Source organism: Phyllobacterium sp. OV277 (assembly GCF_900104355.1).
In the GTDB taxonomy this organism is placed as follows: Bacteria; Pseudomonadota; Alphaproteobacteria; order Rhizobiales; family Rhizobiaceae; genus Phyllobacterium.
Genome location: NZ_FNIY01000008.1, coordinates 16,711 through 35,140, shown reverse-complemented (window position 1 = coordinate 35,140; position 18,430 = coordinate 16,711). Strand labels below are relative to the sequence as shown.

Annotated in this window: 19 protein-coding genes and 2 pseudogenes; 8 read left to right on the top strand and 13 right to left on the bottom strand. The window is 54.2% G+C overall.

The genetic code is table 11. The features are described 5' to 3' along the window. Window positions 1-12: 12 nt before the first annotated feature. Together paaA and BLU05_RS20530 are read right to left on the bottom strand one after the other, a co-directional pair. Window positions 13-1,005 (bottom strand): 1,2-phenylacetyl-CoA epoxidase subunit PaaA, encoded by a 993-nt coding sequence (gene paaA, locus BLU05_RS20535; protein WP_091884188.1) that lies wholly within the window; start codon window positions 1,003-1,005, stop codon window positions 13-15. 249 nt (window positions 1,006-1,254) lie between these two features. Continuing rightward, complete coding sequence (locus tag BLU05_RS20530; protein WP_091884505.1) at window positions 1,255-1,977, bottom strand: alpha/beta hydrolase; 723 nt, start codon at window positions 1,975-1,977, stop codon at window positions 1,255-1,257. Window positions 1,978-2,163: 186 nt separating this feature from the next. Here BLU05_RS20530 and BLU05_RS20525 point away from each other — a divergent pair, with 186 nt between their 5' ends. The 3 genes and pseudogenes from BLU05_RS20525 to BLU05_RS20515 all read left to right on the top strand — a co-directional run. Further along, complete coding sequence (locus tag BLU05_RS20525; protein ID WP_091884186.1) at window positions 2,164-2,607, top strand: MarR family winged helix-turn-helix transcriptional regulator; 444 nt, start codon at window positions 2,164-2,166, stop codon at window positions 2,605-2,607. 237 nt (window positions 2,608-2,844) lie between these two features. Beyond that, the gene (locus tag BLU05_RS20520; RefSeq protein ID WP_091884183.1) at window positions 2,845-3,909 is read left to right on the top strand and encodes a porin; all 1,065 of its coding nucleotides are present in this window, start codon (window positions 2,845-2,847) and stop codon (window positions 3,907-3,909) included. Window positions 3,910-3,984: 75 nt separating this feature from the next. Then, window positions 3,985-4,296 (top strand): annotated as a pseudogene (locus BLU05_RS20515) (DNA-binding response regulator); the annotation flags it as partial. Window positions 4,297-4,299: 3 nt separating this feature from the next. On the opposite strand, the gene BLU05_RS20510 reads toward BLU05_RS20515, so the two are convergent. Together BLU05_RS20510 and BLU05_RS20505 are read right to left on the bottom strand one after the other, a co-directional pair. Further along, a complete protein-coding gene (locus BLU05_RS20510) occupies window positions 4,300-4,536 on the bottom strand; it encodes a hypothetical protein (protein ID WP_091884181.1) in 237 nt (78 codons plus the stop codon). Window positions 4,537-4,548: 12 nt separating this feature from the next. Continuing rightward, the gene (locus BLU05_RS20505; RefSeq protein ID WP_091884178.1) at window positions 4,549-5,451 is read right to left on the bottom strand and encodes a LysR family transcriptional regulator; all 903 of its coding nucleotides are present in this window, start codon (window positions 5,449-5,451) and stop codon (window positions 4,549-4,551) included. Window positions 5,452-5,586: 135 nt separating this feature from the next. Between BLU05_RS20505 and BLU05_RS20500 the strand changes: the two genes are divergently transcribed. From BLU05_RS20500 to BLU05_RS26480, 4 genes and pseudogenes are all read left to right on the top strand, one after another. Further along, on the top strand, window positions 5,587-6,015 hold the full coding sequence (locus tag BLU05_RS20500; RefSeq protein WP_091884176.1) for a YybH family protein: 429 nt from the start codon (window positions 5,587-5,589) through the stop codon (window positions 6,013-6,015). A 179-nt stretch (window positions 6,016-6,194) separates the two neighbouring features. Then, entirely contained in the window at window positions 6,195-7,136 is a 942-nt protein-coding gene (locus BLU05_RS20495) for an alpha/beta hydrolase (protein WP_091884173.1), read from the top strand. Window positions 7,137-7,157: 21 nt separating this feature from the next. Beyond that, a pseudogene (locus BLU05_RS26585) lies at window positions 7,158-7,331 on the top strand (WGR domain-containing protein); the annotation flags it as partial. A 22-nt stretch (window positions 7,332-7,353) separates the two neighbouring features. Beyond that, on the top strand, window positions 7,354-7,533 hold the full coding sequence (locus BLU05_RS26480; protein WP_244518472.1) for a hypothetical protein: 180 nt from the start codon (window positions 7,354-7,356) through the stop codon (window positions 7,531-7,533). Window positions 7,534-7,722: 189 nt separating this feature from the next. On the opposite strand, the gene BLU05_RS20485 is transcribed toward BLU05_RS26480, so the two are convergent. The 9 genes from BLU05_RS20485 to BLU05_RS20445 form a co-directional block, all read right to left on the bottom strand. Beyond that, the gene (locus BLU05_RS20485) at window positions 7,723-8,142 is read right to left on the bottom strand and encodes a hypothetical protein (protein WP_244518455.1); all 420 of its coding nucleotides are present in this window, start codon (window positions 8,140-8,142) and stop codon (window positions 7,723-7,725) included. Between the two features lie 28 nt (window positions 8,143-8,170). Continuing rightward, entirely contained in the window at window positions 8,171-9,007 is an 837-nt protein-coding gene (locus BLU05_RS20480; RefSeq protein ID WP_091884167.1) for an SDR family oxidoreductase, read from the bottom strand. Window positions 9,008-9,051: 44 nt separating this feature from the next. Continuing rightward, entirely contained in the window at window positions 9,052-10,281 is a 1,230-nt protein-coding gene (locus BLU05_RS20475) for an alanine racemase (protein WP_091884166.1), read from the bottom strand. Next, window positions 10,271-11,632: a D-arabinono-1,4-lactone oxidase gene (locus tag BLU05_RS20470; RefSeq protein ID WP_348271766.1), complete on the bottom strand. Its 1,362-nt coding sequence runs from the start codon at window positions 11,630-11,632 to the stop codon at window positions 10,271-10,273. Before BLU05_RS20470 ends, BLU05_RS20475 begins: the two co-directional genes overlap by 11 nt. 5 nt (window positions 11,633-11,637) lie before the next feature. Next, the gene (locus tag BLU05_RS20465) at window positions 11,638-12,834 is read right to left on the bottom strand and encodes an MFS transporter (RefSeq protein ID WP_244518453.1); all 1,197 of its coding nucleotides are present in this window, start codon (window positions 12,832-12,834) and stop codon (window positions 11,638-11,640) included. A gap of 98 nt (window positions 12,835-12,932) precedes the next feature. Further along, window positions 12,933-14,687: an aldehyde dehydrogenase family protein gene (locus tag BLU05_RS20460; protein WP_210184626.1), complete on the bottom strand. Its 1,755-nt coding sequence runs from the start codon at window positions 14,685-14,687 to the stop codon at window positions 12,933-12,935. Between the two features lie 260 nt (window positions 14,688-14,947). Beyond that, the gene (locus tag BLU05_RS20455; RefSeq protein WP_091884163.1) at window positions 14,948-15,718 is read right to left on the bottom strand and encodes a class II aldolase/adducin family protein; all 771 of its coding nucleotides are present in this window, start codon (window positions 15,716-15,718) and stop codon (window positions 14,948-14,950) included. Between the two features lie 137 nt (window positions 15,719-15,855). Then, on the bottom strand, window positions 15,856-17,358 hold the full coding sequence (locus tag BLU05_RS20450) for an amidase family protein (protein ID WP_210184625.1): 1,503 nt from the start codon (window positions 17,356-17,358) through the stop codon (window positions 15,856-15,858). 35 nt (window positions 17,359-17,393) lie between these two features. After that, window positions 17,394-17,627, bottom strand: coding sequence for a hypothetical protein (locus BLU05_RS20445; protein ID WP_139210500.1), 234 nt, complete (start codon window positions 17,625-17,627; stop codon window positions 17,394-17,396). 39 nt (window positions 17,628-17,666) lie between these two features. Between BLU05_RS20445 and BLU05_RS20440 the strand changes: the two genes are divergently transcribed. After that, complete coding sequence (locus tag BLU05_RS20440) at window positions 17,667-18,338, top strand: TetR/AcrR family transcriptional regulator (RefSeq protein WP_091884158.1); 672 nt, start codon at window positions 17,667-17,669, stop codon at window positions 18,336-18,338. The last annotated feature ends 92 nt before the right edge of the window (window positions 18,339-18,430 follow it).

Below are 18,430 nucleotides of genomic sequence, written 5' to 3'. Positions count from 1 at the left end.
GTTCTGCGGCCCCTACTCGGCGGCGACGGAATGCGCTGCTGTCTTTTGCGCATGGGCTGTCAAGCCGTCGCGGAACCAGGCCCCATCATCCCACGCCTGTTTGCGGGCATTGAGACGTTCTGCATTGCAGGGACCATTGCCGGCAATCACATTGAAGAACTCTTCCCAATCCGGCTCGCCAAAATCATAACCACCCTTTTCCTCGTTCCATTTGAGGTCAGGGTCCGGCACGGTCAGACCGAGATATTCGGCCTGTGGCACAGTCTGGTCGACAAACTTCTGGCGCAACTCATCGTTCGAATTCTGCTTGATCTTCCATGCCATCGACTGAACCGAATGAACTGAAGCATCGTCGGAGGGCCCGAACATCATCAGCGATGGCCACCACCAACGGTTCAATGCGTCCTGCACCATGGCTTTCTGTGCCGGGATACCCTTCACCATCCGCATCAGGGCATCAAAGCCCTGGCGCTGATGAAAACTCTCTTCCTTGCAGATGCGGACCATGGCTCTTGCATACGGCCCATAGGAACAGCGCTGCAATGGTACTTGGTTCATAATGGCTGCGCCATCAACCAGCCAGCCAATCGCGCCGATATCGGCCCAGGTCAGCGTTGGATAATTGAAGATCGAAGAGTATTTGGCCTTACCGGAATGGAGTTGCTCATACATTTCGTCGCGGCTGATACCAAGCGTCTCGGCGGCGCAATAGAGATAGAGGCCGTGACCGGCCTCGTCCTGCACCTTGGCGAGCAGGATCGCCTTGCGCTCCAGCGTCGGTGCACGGCTGATCCAGTTACCCTCGGGCAGCTGGCCAACAATCTCGGAATGGGCGTGCTGGCTGATCTGACGCACCAGCGTCTTGCGGTATCCATCAGGCATCCATTCTTTCGGCTCGATCTTCTGACCGGCGTCAACGCGCTCCTGAAAGGCGCGTTCGTGCGGCTCCATCTCATCGAGAGACCGAACACGGGTGCCGTCAGTTTTTACCATCTGCGCATACATGGTTGCCTCCTCGCTCCCCGACCGGCAGACCTATTAATCGACCGATCGGTTACCTAATACCATGCAACACATCACAGTTCAAACAATTTTTTACGAATTTTTGTGACATTCAAAGTGCACATCCACAGGCGGCGTTGTGACAAAACCAGCAACTACTTGGAAATGCTTGTGAAACGACAGCAAACAGCCTCATTGACACAGATAGACCGGGGCGCTTGGCACGCCCCGGTATCCGATGAATGCGGATGTTTATTTGGCGGATGCCGCCTGCTCTATAAGGTCGGCAACGACTTGCGGTTTGGAAACGTAAACGGCGTGGCTGGCAGCCGTTTCGACGACTGTGGCCTTGGCACGTTCGGCCATCATGCGCTGGGCAGGTGGCGGGATCATGTGATCGTCAGTGGCAACCAGATAGAAGCTTGGCTTGCTCTTCCATGCGGGTTCGGTAACAGCACCGGCCAATGCTTCGACGCCCCATGGAACCTGTGAGTCAGCCATGAATGCAGCGGTTGTAGCATCCACGTCAGCGGCGAACGAGGCAGCAAATTTGGCCTTGTCAAGGAACAGGTAGCCATCAACGGGCGGCAGGATCGGCGGTACCGGCGCACCTGCAGGCGCATTGGCGATCAGTGATGATACGGACTCGCCTTTGTCAGGCGCGAACGCTGCGATGTAGACGACAGCTTTCACCTTCTCGTCGGTGCCGGCTTCACTGACAACGACGCCGCCATAGGAATGGCCAACCAGAATCACAGGACCGTCCTGCTGCGCAATGGTCCGCTTGGTAACAGCCACATCATCGGCAAGCGAGATGGTCGGGTTCTGCACAATGCTGACATTGTAGCCATCGTTTTTCAGGATGTTGTAAACGCCCTGCCAGCCGGAACCATCGACGAAACCGCCGTGGACAAGGACAATGTTCTTGGCACCAGCAGGTGCAGCGTGCGCGGGGGTGAAAGCGGTGGCGGCCATGGCGAGGGTAGCGGCTGCGGTCAGGATCTTGCTCATATGCGTATCTCCTTCGTTGTTTTGTTCGCGATAATCTTTATCGCGATAAAGACTACATAAACGACCGCCGAAATCTTGTAAAGCGATTTCTTTATCGCGATATCATTATTTCTGATAAAGGTTATAAACATCGCCGAACAGGAGACGACAATGACCGATGCCCCCACTCTGCCGCTCGACAGCCAGCTGTGTTTTTCAATCTACTCGGCGTCGATTGCCATTCACCGCGTGTACAAGCCCATGCTGGATGAACTGGGTGTCACCTATACGCAGTATCTCGTCCTCAGTGCTCTTTGGGAACAGGATGGTCTGACCATTACGGTCATCGGCGACAGGCTGGCGCTGGAGCCAAGCACCATTACCCCCGCCGTCAAGCGGCTGGAAAGTGCCGGCTTTCTCACGCGTCGCCGCAGTGTCACCGACGAACGGCTGGTCGAGGTCCATCTGACTCCCAAAGGCGCTGACCTGCACGCCAAGACCGGATGCCTGACCGCAACACTGCTGCAACGCTCCGGCTTCACAATACCCCAGATGATTGATCTCAACCAAAAGGTCCAGCAATTGCGCGACGGTATGACCAAAGCGCCGACATGAGCGTGGTAATATTTCGGGGGGTGGATTTCAGGGCATCTGCAAGTTCGCGCTGGGTGACGGATTCGCGATGTGAGATTTCCCAAAGCGCTTTTGCACGCGGCAACGTAAGGCCAATCGCCCTCATTCCGGAGCGAGAGTGTTCCACAAGCACCATCGCCTAAAATCCACTGCCATCGAACTGTAATATAAACCTGCCAACATCAAACCAAAATCATTACTCATTTTTGGAGATCGGGCATGGGTATCAAGACATTTCTGATTGGCTCATCTGCGGTCATTTTTAGTGCGTCTTCCGCCCACGCCGCTGACGCAGTCGTCGTGGCAGAACCAGAACCGGTGGAATATGTTCGCGTGTGCGATACCTACGGCGCCGGGTTCTTCTATATTCCCGGTACGGAAACATGCCTGAAGATTGGCGGATATCTGCGTTATGATGTGCGCGGCGGCGATGACCCACTGACAGGTGTCAAGCGGGACAGCTGGTACAAACGCACGAGGGCTTCGCTGCGTTTCGATGCTCGTTCGGAAACGGAGTTGGGTACACTTCGCTCTTACATCGAAACCTATTTCCAGTATACCAATGGCAGCAACAACGCCTATATCCCCAAAGCATATATTGAGCTTGGCGGCTTTCGCGTCGGCGCTGTCGATTCACAGTTCACCTCATGGACCAACTACGCCGGCGACATCATCAACGACAATGTCATTGCCTACGGGCCCGACAAAGATACTGCCACGAACCAGATCAGCTATACGTTTAAAGGCGGCAATGGATTTTCCGCAATGCTTGGCTTTGAACAAGGCAGCACCAGTGATTTCGGTTACAATGATCAAGGCCACACCAAAAACTACGTCATTGACGATTACACGCCGCATATTGTTGGTGGTCTGAAATTCGAACAGGGCTGGGGTAAGCTGTCTGGCGTAGTCGGCTATGACGCCCTTGATGAGGTCTGGGCCGGTAAGGTGCGGCTTGACGTAAAATTCAGCAACACTGTTTCTGCTTTCCTCATGGGCGGCTATCAGTCCGACTGGAACAAATCTACGGGCGTCAATAATTATTATGCCAATTGGGAGGGCGACTACGCCATTTGGGCAGGTCTTTCCGCCAAATTGTCAGATAAGGCCACGTTGAATGGGCAAGTTGCCTATGAGGAATACGGCAACGTATCAGCCGCTCTAAATGTCCGATACAAGCTGGTACCGGGCTTTGATATTATTCCAGAGGTAACCTACACCAACTACGACGATAATCGCGGTGATCCCGTTGAGGGCCGGTTGCGCCTCCAGCGCAACTTCTGAGATTTCGTCACTAAAACCGACAGATTACTGTTTTAATTGCGTTTGACCGCGCTTTATACCTGCCCCTGCATTCTTCTGCAGCAAAAGAGCCTTGCGCCACTAAAAGGTGTCAACGAAATCGAGTACGAAATCCTCGTCGACGTCGCCCTTGGATTGACCGAACGGGCCATTGCCGACCGCCGTAACCTATACTTGCGCAGTGTCCAGAATCGGCTTCAGCAGCTATATGAGAAACTTGACGTCTATCAAATGTCACGGGACGATCATGACGGACGATTCTACCTTCGTGCCCGAGCCGTTGCAGTTGCCTTCATGCGCAAACTGATCAATTTCCATGGATTGGAGCGTTCCGAAATTGAGTTGAACGAGTGGCTTGATTCACACTGACCGTCAGCATGACGCGGCCACGATGCTTTGCTGATCCACCCGCATCTTTGTTCGGTCGACACTTTCATCAATATTATTTCGCAGGATCGATAAATAGCCCGTATGGGAGATGCAGCCGGGACCATCTGTATCAGGAACACTCCGCACCCATTTGGAACCGACCACGACGACAATGTGACAATTGGCGCGATCCGGTCGGCCGAGATAGACGATATCTGTCGATACGTTTCGCACCTTCACGCAGATACCCCTCTATAAGGCGAGAGACGGCTCCTCAGCGAATATCTCGGTAAGGAAATCGATGAAGACCCGGACCTTGCTGGCAAGGAACCGACCTGACGGCCGAACGGCACTGATCGCAAGCTTGGCAGGCTCATAGTCTGTAAGAACGGGCAGGACAGTGCCCGAGGCGATCTCTGACGCGAAGAGCCAGCCCGGTGTATGGGCGATACCGAGGTTTGCCAACACAGCAGTTCGAATTTGTTCGGCGTCGTTGGTACGAAAAGCCCCTTTGGGCTGATGGGTGATCGGGCCGAAACGGCCGTGAAAACCCCATATGCGCGGTGCGCCTTGCGGAGCGTAGATGATGCAGGAATGCCGCTCGAGATCAGACGGTATCGCGGGTTCGCCATGAGCCATCAGGTAGGCAGGAGTAGCAACGGTAACGATCGGCGTTTGCGCGATCTTGCTGACAATCAGGCTAGAGTCCGATAGCTCGCCATTGTGCACGCCTAGATCGATACCCTCCTCGACCAGATTCATGAGACGGTCAGCGACCACCAGTTCGACCGCAACCTCGGGATACCGGAGGAAGAACTCATGCAATCGTGGCACCACATAAAGTCGGCCGAAAACCGGCGCCACGGTGGCGCGCACCAGGCCCGAGGGTGTGATCCGGCCACGTCCGATACGCGACTCCGCTGCTTCGAGATCACCCAAAAGGCGCACACCGGACTCGTAGAAGTCACGGCCAGCCTCTGTGAGGGTCAGGCTGCGCGAGGTCCGTTGTAACAGCTGAGCACCCAGATGTATTTCGAGGGCAGCGATCTGCTTGCTGATGGCTGGCTGACCGACGCCAAGCGTCCGGGCGACAGCAGAAAAGCTGCCGCTGTCGACCACCCGGACAAATAGACTGATGGCACCCATACGGTCCATTTAGACACCCATTCATTCCATATTGGGAATTGATCCTATTCCGAATACCTTTCTACTCTCACTTTTCAGGAAGGGGTAGGTATTTGTCGTTGGGAACGGAAACAGAGCCCTGACGCAATCGAAAAGGAAATCACCATGAAGAACACCAACGACAATCGGCAGCGCGACAAGGAGGTTCTGACTTCCATCGTCAAGGAGATGGCCGAGTCCATGACGGGTGCGCAGAGCACAAGACATTGGGCCGAAGACGCTCTTTGGTTCGACATCCCTGCTTTTGCCTCAAGAGGCATTCAGCCGGCATTGAAGATGTTCGATAGCGTATTCAAGGGTTTCCGTTCGTGTAATATCGAAGTTCTTGAAGAGGATGTCACGATAAACGGCGATATGGGGATCGTCTGCACAATTCAGAAAGTCCATATCGTGCTTAAGAACGGTGATACCAAGCGCGCATTGGTGCGTCAGACCGATTGCTTTGAACGGCGGGGCGGTGAGTGGAAACTAATTCATGAACATGCCTCTTTCCCTGCGGGCGGGGATTGGGATGGCAAAATTGTAGCGGCTTGATTCCGCGGCGGTGTTCTCAACTCCCAAGGCCATTACTCACCTCGCTATCACCCTCAACAGCATCGTCGCACGGCCTCGCTAGCGGGCTGATCCTGTCCCTTCAACTTCTGCGGATAGTCTCCAATCCCGAAGGTCATCGTGAGCGTGGGGATCGTCGTGCCTTTTTTTGGAAAATTCTCATGCCCTACGCCCTTGATCCTGAACTTGCGGCTGCGCTGGCCGTTCTTCCTTCGCCCACCTCACCGCCGCCGGCGCGCGGTGACTGGCAAGCCATACGTGCCATCGGCAATGCCGGTTGGGCGGCCTGGTCCGCCGCTGCCCCTACCTACCCGGATGTGCATACAACGTCATTTTTTGCCGAAACGGCCGATGGCGCAAAAATCGAACTACGTTGGTTCGTTCGGGAAGGATCTAGCCCTGGCTCCGCCGTGGTTTATGCGCATGGTGGCGGCATGATTTTGGCGAGTGTCGATCTCTATGCCTTCGTCATCGCCGAGTATGTGGCCAAGTCCGGCGTGCCATTCCTTGCGGTTGAGTACCGATTGGCGCCCCAAAGCACTGGCACCATGCTGGCGGAAGACGTGCTCACTGGCCTAACCTGGCTCACGGCGCATGCTGATGAACTCGGCATCGATCCGAGCCGTATCGCCCTGATGGGCGATAGCGGTGGCGGCTGTCCGGCGGCCGGCGCGGCAATCCTTGCGCGCGACCACGGCATCGCGGTTGCAAAGCAGATCCTCATCTATCCGATGCTTGATGATCAGAACCTCGTTCCCGATCCACGTCTCCTGCCGTTCGCGACCTGGACTTATGACCACAATTTCACCGGCTGGAGTGCGCTGCTGGGTGAACGGCTTTGCGACGTGACTGTCTCTCCGGCAGCGGTGCCGGCACGTTTGAAGGACGCGGCGGGTCTCGCCCCAGTCTACATCGAGGTGGGTGAACTTGACATCTTCCGGGACGAGGACATCCGTTACGCCCAAAAACTGGCTGTGGCAGGCGTACCGGTCGAACTGCACGTGCATTCCGGTGCGAACCACGGTTTCGATCGGCTCGCCCCGACATCGAAACTGTCGCTGCGGGCGATGCAAGACCGCCTGCGTGTGATCGGAACGATTTAACCTACTTGAGGCGAGCATAACATGGCGCGGTATTATAGCCCGACGATGCAACCAACCCTGTTTGGTGAGATATCGCTCGTGCGCAACTGGGGGAGAATTGGCACAACAGGACAACAGAAGGTCGACACGTTTCCCCACTATACTGAATTAGAGAGGGCCTATGAAGAGCTCTCTCGACAGAAACGCCGTAAGGGTTACAGATGTACCGCAGATCTAGATGCCTTCCAAAAATGCCCCTACACTGATGCGAGGCTGGTCGCAAAACGAACAGGTGGGCGCTGTGCTCGGGAAGTTCCTCAAAGACAATTCCGACAGGCTGAATGAAGGTTCATACCGTTCATTTTTCAAAAAGCTTGCCTGCATGTACGACTATCTCGCCTTTGGTTTCGACGTATAAGGGGCATCGGCAGTGATCACTGTCAATTGCTTGAGATCTTGGCGGCTATTGGCGGTCAGGTTACCAACCTAAATCGGGTGGGACGCGCTTCTGCTGCTGGATGGTGGGTTCTGCGCGAATAACCCGACACTTTACGCGATCGCAGATGCCGTCCGCGCGTATAAGGTGCGGCGCCTCCTCTGCCTCACGTCACTTGTCGTACGTATATAATGCACACATTGTGTCGTCGCCTGTAGGCGCTTTGTCATCCGTGAAAACAGCCAGTGCCAATGATGTTTCAGCAATCCATGTGGCGACATAGGTCACTTTTTTACCGCAGAGCATGTTGCCGCCTTTCAATTTGGGGTCAGATGGTGTTTTGACCTTGTAAATCGAGGCATCAACCTGTTCGCCACCCCAGCTAAAATCGCCAGTTGTACGCGATGAGAACGCGAGCGTTTTACCATTGGCAAATTTGATGCCGTTGTCATCGATCGAGATGTCACCGGTGATGGCTGACGAGGTTGGGCCATTGGCTTTGTATTTGCGTTCTGCGGCATGTGCCTGAACATTGCCAACGGCAAGCGCGAGGATTGCAAGCATTGGGAGGCTGATAATTTTGTAGTTCATAACATCTCTCCAGACTGGTTTAAAGCTTCTAAGCGATCTTGTAATACTTCATGATGAACAGCTGAAACAGCTTTTGCGGCAGCAGTTTCTTGAAGATGGAAACCGAGAGTTTTTGGACCGTTGGCCCGACCATGTACCGCAATTTTGGTGATCGCATATTGACGATCCGCTCAATCATCCTGGCGATGGGTTCGGGGGTAGAACCGCCAAGCTCATCTGCTTCCATGACCTTGAGTGCGGCCTCGCAGTGTTTGGAATATATCGTTGGCTTTAACGCGTTTGCCACGATCCGCCGTTCAGCCGAGAAACCGGTGCGAAAATCACCGGGCTCCACAAGCACAACATTCACCCCCTGTGATTTAACTTCGGTAGCAAGAACTTCGCTCATGCCTTCAATGGCAAATTTGCTGGCGCTGTAAAGCCCCTGAAACGGAATACCGATGATACCGCCAATTGAACTGATGTTGATCAGATAAGAGCGCTTCTGGCGCCGAAGCAATGGCAAGACGTTGCGGCAAACGCGAAGTGTCCCAAAAAAATTCGTATCAAGCTGCTCCTGAGCTTCCGCTATCGTCGTGTCTTCAATGGCACCCGCAATGCCATTGCCCGCATTGTTGATGACAATATCAATCCGGCCTTCGCGCGCCATAATCAGTTCAAGGGCACTTACGATGGATGGTTCCGAGGTAACGTCCATCGGAATGAGCGCGAAACCGTTTTCGGCAGATCCCGCCACGGCCGCACGTCTGCTGGTTCCATAAACACGGTAGCCCAGCCTATGGAGATGTGAGGCACACATCTTTCCGATGCCCGAAGAGGCACCGGTTATCAAGACAACGCGCGCTTCTTTTCCTGAGTTACTCATCGCTCCGCTCCTTAATCCAACGTGAACAGGCGCCAATTCCCTAGTCAGACAAAAGCCGGTCTGGCATGAGAATGGCCCTTGATATCTGTGCGTTCCCCGAAAAAATCCGCCAACGGAACCGTCGGCCAACGGTCAACGATCTGATTGCCGGAAAAAATGGCCATCGAACCAAATTGCTGCATGACGAATTCGCTTTGCGTTGGTCGGAAGAAAGCGAAGTCATCGGGGGCAAGGGTGGAATCGTCAGGCAAGGCCATGAATTGCTGGTTTGTCGAATACCCCATGATCTTGTTGACCTTCATTCCCTTGGGATAGGCAGGTTCTGCCATCCACTTGCCGCCATAGATGAAACAGCCACGACGCGGAAACAGTCCAAGCATTTGCAGGAACCAGCTTTTGTCATCCAAGCCCGGCATTTTTGCATCGCCGACCTTCAAGACAGGTGTGCCGATGAACATTGCGGGTTGAAGATCGGATAGGCTGGGAACATCAAAATCGACGGGGAGGACAAATGCAGATCCCATCGAGGCTTCGTTTGCAGCGATCCATTTGTCGTAGAGTAGCGATGTTGAGCTGCCACCCGTGTTGATGATCTTGCGTTGATCTGCCCCGAGACAGGCCGCGAACTGCCGCAGCAAACTTGTCGACTTTGCCTGTGCTTTCCTGCCGCCTCCCAAAAATGTCGGCACATGGGAGATATGCGCTTCGTAGGACATGATTCCTTCACAGATCAGGCCTGGAAACTGTTTGAGCAAGGTCATCGCTTGTTCGAGCGCTGCTGGGCTTGGATAGCCGCCACGATGCAAACCGATGTCGACTTCAAAACAGAAGCGCAATTGTATCCCAAGCTCTGCGGCCAGTGCACCGTAGGCAGCCAGCCGTTCATTCGTATCGATCAGCCAGACAATACGATTGCTTGCCTGTTTATTGCCGGCTAGCACGCCTTCGGTGAGTGCATGCCCAACTGCCGCCACCGGCATGGGTTTGCCCAGGAGAAGTTCTGCGTCGGGGAAGGTATGTAGTACTTCTGCGCTGATCGGCAGGTGAAACGTCATGAACCGATTGGTCTTGAAAGCATCACGTACCCGCTCGAGCAGCGGGATGCATGGTAGCGACTTGTCGACAATGCGCAGGGCAATGCTGTCACACAGGCCGCGTCTGATCTTCGTGATATTTCCCGAAAGCCTGTCCAGATCAAGGACAAGGCTCGGTTGATATAAGCCTGCATCGGACAAGGCTTTCGACAGTCTTGGGAAGTAGCGATCATCCGGCATTTTCAATTCCAAGCAACCGAGCAACATAGGGGGACACAAACCTGTTTTGAGGGTCTATGTCGCGGCGGACTTCCATCGCGTCATCCCAGCGCGGATAGATGCCTTTCAGATCCTTGGCCTTGAGATTGTGCATTTTGCCCCAGTGCGGACGGCCGCCATAAATACGGAAGATCGATTCCGCCGCGGCGAAAAATGGCAATGGGTCCTCGGCGGCGTCATGATGAATGGCGATGGAACAGGTTCGCCGCTTATAGAACGGGCTAAGCCAGACGTCGTCGGCAGCAACAACCCTTACTTCGATGGGAAAATAGACCTCGGGGAATCTCGTCTCAAGCAAGGTAATGATGTCGCGAAGCGCCTTGGCACCCTCTTCGAATGGCAGGTGATATTCCATTTCATTGAACTTGGTCTTGCGATCACTGGGATACACATTCAGCCAATGTTCGACATAGTCTTCGTCGGGTAGTTTGGCGATAGCCGTGCCGATCAGGCGGCGGCGCAACCACGGAAACCATCCTATATAGTTTCGAAGGGTTTTAAGCGTGGCCACTGCGTCGTCGTCACTATCGTGTGGCCGGACACCTGGTTCACCCTCGGAAATATCACTCGCCAGCATCAGCGCCCGACCCGAAAACGGGATGTAGAAGAATTCGGCAGAGCGATGCGCACTCATGACCTGTTCAAATTGGTCAAGCACCTCAGCGACAGGTGCTGTCCAGCGGCGTCGATGCAATTTGTAATCGGCAACATTGCGTATTGTCACTTCGGTGATTGCACCGAACGCGCCCAGAGACGCACCCATCGCATTGATCACGTCACCGTCTGTTTTCTTGGCATATTCCCTGACAGCACCAAGGCCATCAACGAGCTGGATTGCTTCGAGCTGTGTATGGTAAGCACCGAGCTTAATGCCCGATCCGTGCGTTGCGGTTCCAAGGCCGCCACCAAACGCCTGCCGGTCAATATCGCCCATGTTGGGCAGTGCCTGACCAACGCCGTGCAAGAGCTTGGCAAGGGTTCCAATTTGCGTGCCTGCGCCCACACGTGCCAGCAACTCTTCCGTTTGGTGCGATTTCAGGCCAGAGAATTTTTCGAGCGACACGATCGTGCCCTCGCTTTTGACCAGAGGCGTAAAGGAATGGCCGGCACCGGCGATCCGGATTGGGCCCGGCGCATTTTTGACGACCATGGCAAGTGCATCCAGATCATCAGGAGCCACGCGCATTTGCGGGTTGGCAGTGACGAAGCCTGACCAGTTTTGCCACTTCGGTTTGATGGTTTCACTCACGGCATTGGCCTGTCCGGGTTGGTTTGCTGCAATCAAGGTTTGGGAGGATGATTTGCTGGTCATTTGCTTCAGGTCCTCAGCGTGACTGGCCTGCGACGCGCTATCAGTATGAACACCATCAGCAGAACCATGCTGCCAAGGGCGACGGAGCTGCTGAAGGGCAGGACCGGACCGACATTTCCATCAACAATAAACACCGAAGCCGCCAAAGGGCCCATCGCTGCACCTGTCAGAGTAGCGGCTGGAACGAGGAGAACCGTGTCCCGCTTGGGGTCTGCATCAAGCGTGAGCGCGACGAAGAATGGAACAATGAATGTCCATATCGAACCAAGAAGGATGACAGCGACCCAACACACGGCAAGTGACGGCTTTTGGCTCAGAACTGCCGCCGATCCGATAACGATCAGTCCACAACCCGCAAGCGCTGCCCGATAATTGAGGCGTTGAGCAACTGATGTTGCCACAAGCGCGGCAACAACCTGAACAGCAAGCGAAGCGGACAACATCACACCCACGGTCTTGCCATCGATGCCATTCTGAGCACCGATCGGTTCGAGAAACGCCCAGATGGCACCCAGACCCATGATCAGAAGAACGATGACAAGCAAAGAGATTATGGCTTTGAGTGAGAGAACGCCGCCTGCTGACCCCGCTTGTTTTGGAAGATCGCCATAATACGACGGCACAAGGGCGGCCAGCGCAAGCGACGCGATGCCAACGATGGCGAGGGCGGAAAAACCTCCATTTGAGCCAAAGTGCGGTATGACCCATAGGGCGAACAGAAGGGCAAGGAGACTCTGCGCTACCGTTTGCAGAGTGACAAAAAGGCCACCTACGAATTCAGCATGGCGCGACCTTGCGATAAGTTCCATGGCAACGGCGACAGCTCCCCCCTCAATCAACCCCGTCACTGCTCTAATCCCCAGAATTTTGTGGGGCGTATGTGCGTAAAACATTGATTGATTGAGGCCAGCGATGAGCAACATCATTACGGCCGATTTGAGCTTCAAATGACGTGTGGATAGAGCCAGCCCGAAAACAACCGAACCTATTCCGATAGTGATGAGCTCAGCGGTCGCGACGAGTGCAAGCTCATCCAGATTGAGACGCGCTTCAGTGAACATCGCGCCCAGCAAGATTGGCTGTAGGCCAAGGATCAACAGACCTATGGACCCCATCCACAATGCGGCCGCCACCTGAACTTTCGTGGGGCTGCCAACAAGCCAATTCGGGTGGCTATTGTGTTGCGACTGAGTATTGATCACGCGTTATTCCCCTCATTTTTCTTTTGATTGCTTATGTTCCCTGAGAGTCATGTGGACGGTAGCACCCGTGCGGCATGCTCTTTGGTATGTCCTCACCACTAGCCACGCAGCGCGTTCAAAAAAATGCGTGGAAGCTTGACGAAACTTGGCCTGTATTCAAATGCGGTCAGCAGCTTGCCGAGAACCCGCGCCTTGCGATTGGTGATGAACCACGGTGGCCGCGGCAGCAGCGACAGATCAAAGCTCAGGAGATTGCGCGGATGCGGTCGAAACGGCGCTTCGACAACCGTGCGCTCCGGCTTATCGAACATGAAGCTGTTATGTACAAAACCGCTGCCGCTCTGGATGTCATCGGGCGTATGCCCCGGAAATGCACCCCATGGGGTCTGCACGAGCAGAAACCCGAGTGCTGACCAGGCGTTGATGGCTATGCCTCCATAGCGCAGTTCGGCAATCAGGGCATCGAAACGATCACGGCCAATCGCCTTGATTGTACGGGGGTGAATGAGGATGTTCGCACCGAGCGTGCCATGCAGCTTCTCATTCGCATACTCAATGGCTGACCTGAGATATGCCTCCGCATCGTTGCCCGCCAACCGAAGAACACTCATTGCCGGAGCGAAAACTTCCGTCTTCTCCAGATAATCATCCTGCCCCTGAACAAAGGGAACGACGACACAGGCGGGTGAATTCGGCCGCTCAAAATCGAGGCTCGCCTCAGCATGTCCGGCGAAATCAGCCATGCGTTTCTCGGCGCCGGGATAATATGCGGGCCGTCCGGGAGCTGTGGCCATAACTGTTTCGACTGCCTTGACCAACTCGTCCGACTTTTCCCAGCTTTCCGGCAGGATCAGCATCTGGCATGCGACACAATTAAACCCTGAATTTTGCAGCTTCTGGGTCGCGATATTTTCAGCTTGAAAGGCGATATCAGCCGCCGTCCAAGGGCCGGGCACAACGATCGTCGGACATACCGCTCCAAGCTCGGATGTAATGCGCTTCCTGTTCTTCGGTGTGCCATTCGCCCTGTTGCGTTTTCCCTCGTCGCCTAAGCCCCAGACGATTGCATCATGCGATGCTTCAGATCCGGTGATATGGATCTCTTCGACTAATCGATGATTACAAAGATACGATCCAACTTCGGTCCCTCCCCTGACTATCCGCAGCGCTCCAAATTCGATCAGCGGACGCAGGGCAGGTATCAGGAACTCCATCAGATAATCGTTGACGGGATTCATCTTCAAAATGACGACCTGATGCTCGACAAAGAGCTTTTGGAAACAATCCAATGGCGCTATGGCCGCAACATTGCCTGCTCCGAGAATAAGCGAGATTGCACCGGTACGAAACACGCGCGGTGAATCGTAGCTGGATGCCGTGTGCTGGGAGAGGTTGGATTTCGTAACGCCCTTCTGCATCCAGACTTCGGCCTTCACACCGGAGAGAAGCAGATGATCCCATTTGGTGTGGGGAAGCACGCGCGCCGCAATCTGGCCATTTGGCAGATCACGCAAGGGAATATTTTTGAGGAACGTTTTGCCGTTGAGTTGTGAAAGCGTGCGGATGAACTGGTTGCAGGCCGACATAAGGGCATAAGGCCCACCGAGCCACTCTTCGCCTTCAAGAGGCGATCCTTCGGGTATCCCCTTTTTTCGGCAGGCAGTTTTGACCCAATCCTCAGCAACACCGAGAAGATGCGTCTTGATCTCTTCCAGAATGGCAATCCGAACAGAAACAGACGTACCAGCCCAGGCATCCTTCCTGCGATCAAGCTCCGTCAGCTTGATCTCGAGTTCGTCTGCCCAGCCCTCGATCCTCTCCGTGCCAACGGCACTTAATACTGCCTTCCTCACCTTGTTCTCCCCGCCTTCGTAACGACCAGTCGAAACCACACTGGTTCAATATGATATATGATCAGGTTATTATATGATACTTAATCATGTTTTGAGTCAAGTGATGTTTTCAAACGACGGAAGATGCGAAGAATGGACAGGGACAGCAGAACGACGACGGAAGCCGAGGCAACAAACCTACGGCCCGTATTAGAAACCGATCATCCAGTTCCTGAAAAAATGAAGCCGGTGTTGATTGGTTCAACACCGGCTTTCATCTGCTACTGCCGGAAACCCGGGTTCACGCGATCCAGCTTTCGCAATATTGCTGGCCATACAAGTTGATTGGCAAGTTTCGCAAAGCCCTCTGATTTACCGAGCTCGGCGTTGCTTTCGATCACCGGTTCTTCCGTTGCATGCTGTGCGCCGCCCTGCATGAGCGTCCGTACCTGCATCGTGCACGCGCGCTCCAGATAATACATTCGGGTGAATGCTTCAGCGGCCGTGCGCCCGACTGCCAAAGTTCCATGATTATGCAACAACATCAGGTTTTTACTGCCCAGATCGTTCTGAATACGCGGTCGCTCATCATGATCCAAAGCGACACCCTCGTAGTCGTGATATGCGAGATCACCAAGGATGAGCTGCGCTGTTTGATTGAGAGGTAGGAGGCGGCCCTCATAGGTTGAAACTGCCGTGCCGTCAGGTGTGTGCAGGTGGATAACACATCCGGCATCTTCACGAACCTCATGCACCGCCGAATGAATGGTGAACCCGGCCGGATTGACCGGGAATGCGGATTTCGTAACAGGATTCCCGTCCATATCCACTTTGACCAGACTGCCAGCTGTAATCTCCTCAAACATCAACCCGTAAGGATTGATGAGGAAGTGATGTTCGGGACCCGGCACGCGTGCTGAAATATGGGTGAAAATAAGATCATCCCACCCATAGATTGCAACGGCACGATAGGTTGCGGCAAGATTGACGCGAACTTCCCATTCCTCATCGGAAATCGAATTGCGAACTGAAACATCAACATTATTTGGCATGCTTTCCTCCACTGAGTTTAACAAACGAACGACGAACACTTTTCACTTCAGCCGCCGGAAGCGGCCGATATGCGGCGGCGTTCCGGCCTATGCAGGTGTAAAATAACTGGTAGTCGTGAGGTGAAATTGGTTACTCATCATGAACCACCTACCCCCTGCCTGAAGGCATTGACGGGCGGTGCTCGAAGAGCCCACGGCCGGGCATCTTCGAGTTCATAGGCAAGCTCAAACAATGTCCGCTCATCACCTTTGCGGGCTGCAAAATGCATGCCGACCGGAAGGCCAGCTGCAGTCCAATGAAGCGGAACGCTCATGGCTGGTGTGCCAAGCATATTATCGATCTCCGTATACATTGCGTAATCCAGCAGCCGCTCCCAAAGGACCTCGAATGGCAAGTTACCTACAATGTGCCCGGTCTTGACCGGAGGCGTACGCAATACGGGAGAAAAGATTACGTCAAAGCTCTCATACCATTGGTCATATTGAGCTTCGGCCCTTATGATCTCTTTCTTTATGCGTCCGGTTTCGCCTCGCGGAAAGTCCGCTGCAATCCGACTTAACGCCAAAGTGAATTCTTCGATCATGGTGGTATCTGGCATAGGCCCGATCCCCCCAGGAACCAATCCGCTTAGCTGCAGGGCAAGCGACAGCATTCCCAATGGTTTGGGGGCAAGCGACGCCCGCGCCATACCAACAGCCTGCTGTGCTCCCATCATAAACAGGTGGGAAAAACTCACGAGCAACGCGGCGCTGTCAAACGGCCGTTGTGTAGGCTCAACGATGTGCCCCAGTTCCTGAAGCAGTTTGATCGTCTTCTCGAGACCGGTTAGCACTTCAGCATCCGGCGCGCGACCGTTATAATCATGAAAGACATAGCCGATCCGCAGACGACGCTTCGACGGACCCGTGACGGGGCCAACAAATGGCATTGAACCTGCCTGACCGGTGCGCTCCATGGAAGCGAACAGAGCGGCGGAATCTCGAACCGTGCGCGACACGCAGTGTTCAGAGGTTACCACCACACCACCCGCGGGCGTCTGTTGGCCAATCAAACGGTGACGCGAGGGCTTTAAACCGAACAGCCCACAGGCCGATGCCGGAATTCTGATTGACCCTCCGCCATCGGCCGCATCCGCCATTGGCAAGATTCCTGCTGCCACCGCTGCGGCCGCGCCACCTGACGAGCCACCCGGACTGCGCGTAATATCCCATGGATTGTTTGTCGGGCCGAAACCGACGGGCTCCGTTGTCGGCAAAAACCCCATCTCGCCGAGAGAAGACTTGCCGATCAAAATCAGACCAGCCGCTTCCAGTGCCTGCACCTGTTGGCTGCTCTTCGCAGCCACGGGCAACCGGCTTGTAAAACGGGAGCCCCACCGTGTTGGCGCACCCTTTACATCGTACATGTCCTTTATGAGGTAAGGCACGCCCGCAAAAGGGCCGATGAGGCTGGTTAATTTGGCCCGTTCGCGCGCCTGCTCAAACAGCGGCATCACCATGAAATTCAAAGCTGGCTGCAGCGCTTCCGCGCGGACAATTGCCTCATCGACGGCCTCAAGAGCCGTGATATCCCTGCGCCGGATCATGGCAGCAGTTTCGGTGGCATCTGGAAGCGGCCAGCTCTTCGTCATTGTGCGCATGGACAGGTTCTCTCGAGATTGCAATTGCATCGCCATCACCATTTTGTTTTGTAGGAGGCTTGGAAGGCATAACCCCAGTCGTTAATCAGTGACGCATTCATCGGGCCATGCTTGGCCCCATAGAGAATATCAATATCTGCGTTGCGGTGGGCAAAACCACCGGCTTGCGCTACAGAGGCGCCTAATAATAATGTGGCGATAACAAAATTTATTCCCCTTGCATTCATGCCTCGTTTTCCCCAATATGACATGTAATCATATTTAAACATGATACACATTCAGATTTAGAGTCAAGGACAAAAATCATCATGCCAAGAGAGCAAGTCATAGTGCCATTTCCAGAGCAGGCAGACGATGATCTTCTCGATAGCGAAACCCGTCGCCGGCCGCAGCAAAAGCGTAGCAAGCAGCGCGTTGACGCCATCCTCGAGGCGACCTTCACGCTCATCGGCGAGAAGGGCATTGACGCTGTTACGATGAAGGAAATTGCAACGAAGATCGGCAGCCCGATCTCGACGCTCTATCAATATTTTCCGAACAAATCGGCGATACTGGCATCGCTTTATCAGAATTATGCCGTAGAAACGCGCGAAACAATTTTGAACGCGGTTCGGGATTTCAAGAATTTCGATGATATGATGAATATCATTTATGATCTTCTCGATCGGTACTACGAGCGGGTACGCAACAACCCTGCAATTCAGGATTTGCTGAATGCCGTTGTAGCAGACAAAACGTTACACCACATTGATATCGCCGATAGCAGAGACAACGCCGAAATCATTGCCAAGGCATGTGTCGGTATCGTTCAGCCCGAACAATCTGAAATGTTTGATCGCGCTGTGTTTATGATCGCGCATCTCAACAGCAGCGTTGCACGGCTGTCACTGGGGGTCGATGACAACGAGGCAAAGCGTGTGCTCGACGACTACAAGCTCCTCGTTCGCATCTACATGAAACATTTCATGAAAAACGGGTAACGAAACCACGTTTTCGTAAGGCAATCTGATGGCAAACAAGCCGAAAATCTTGGAATTCGGCTCCAATCTTGCCGGACGGCACGGGAAAGGTG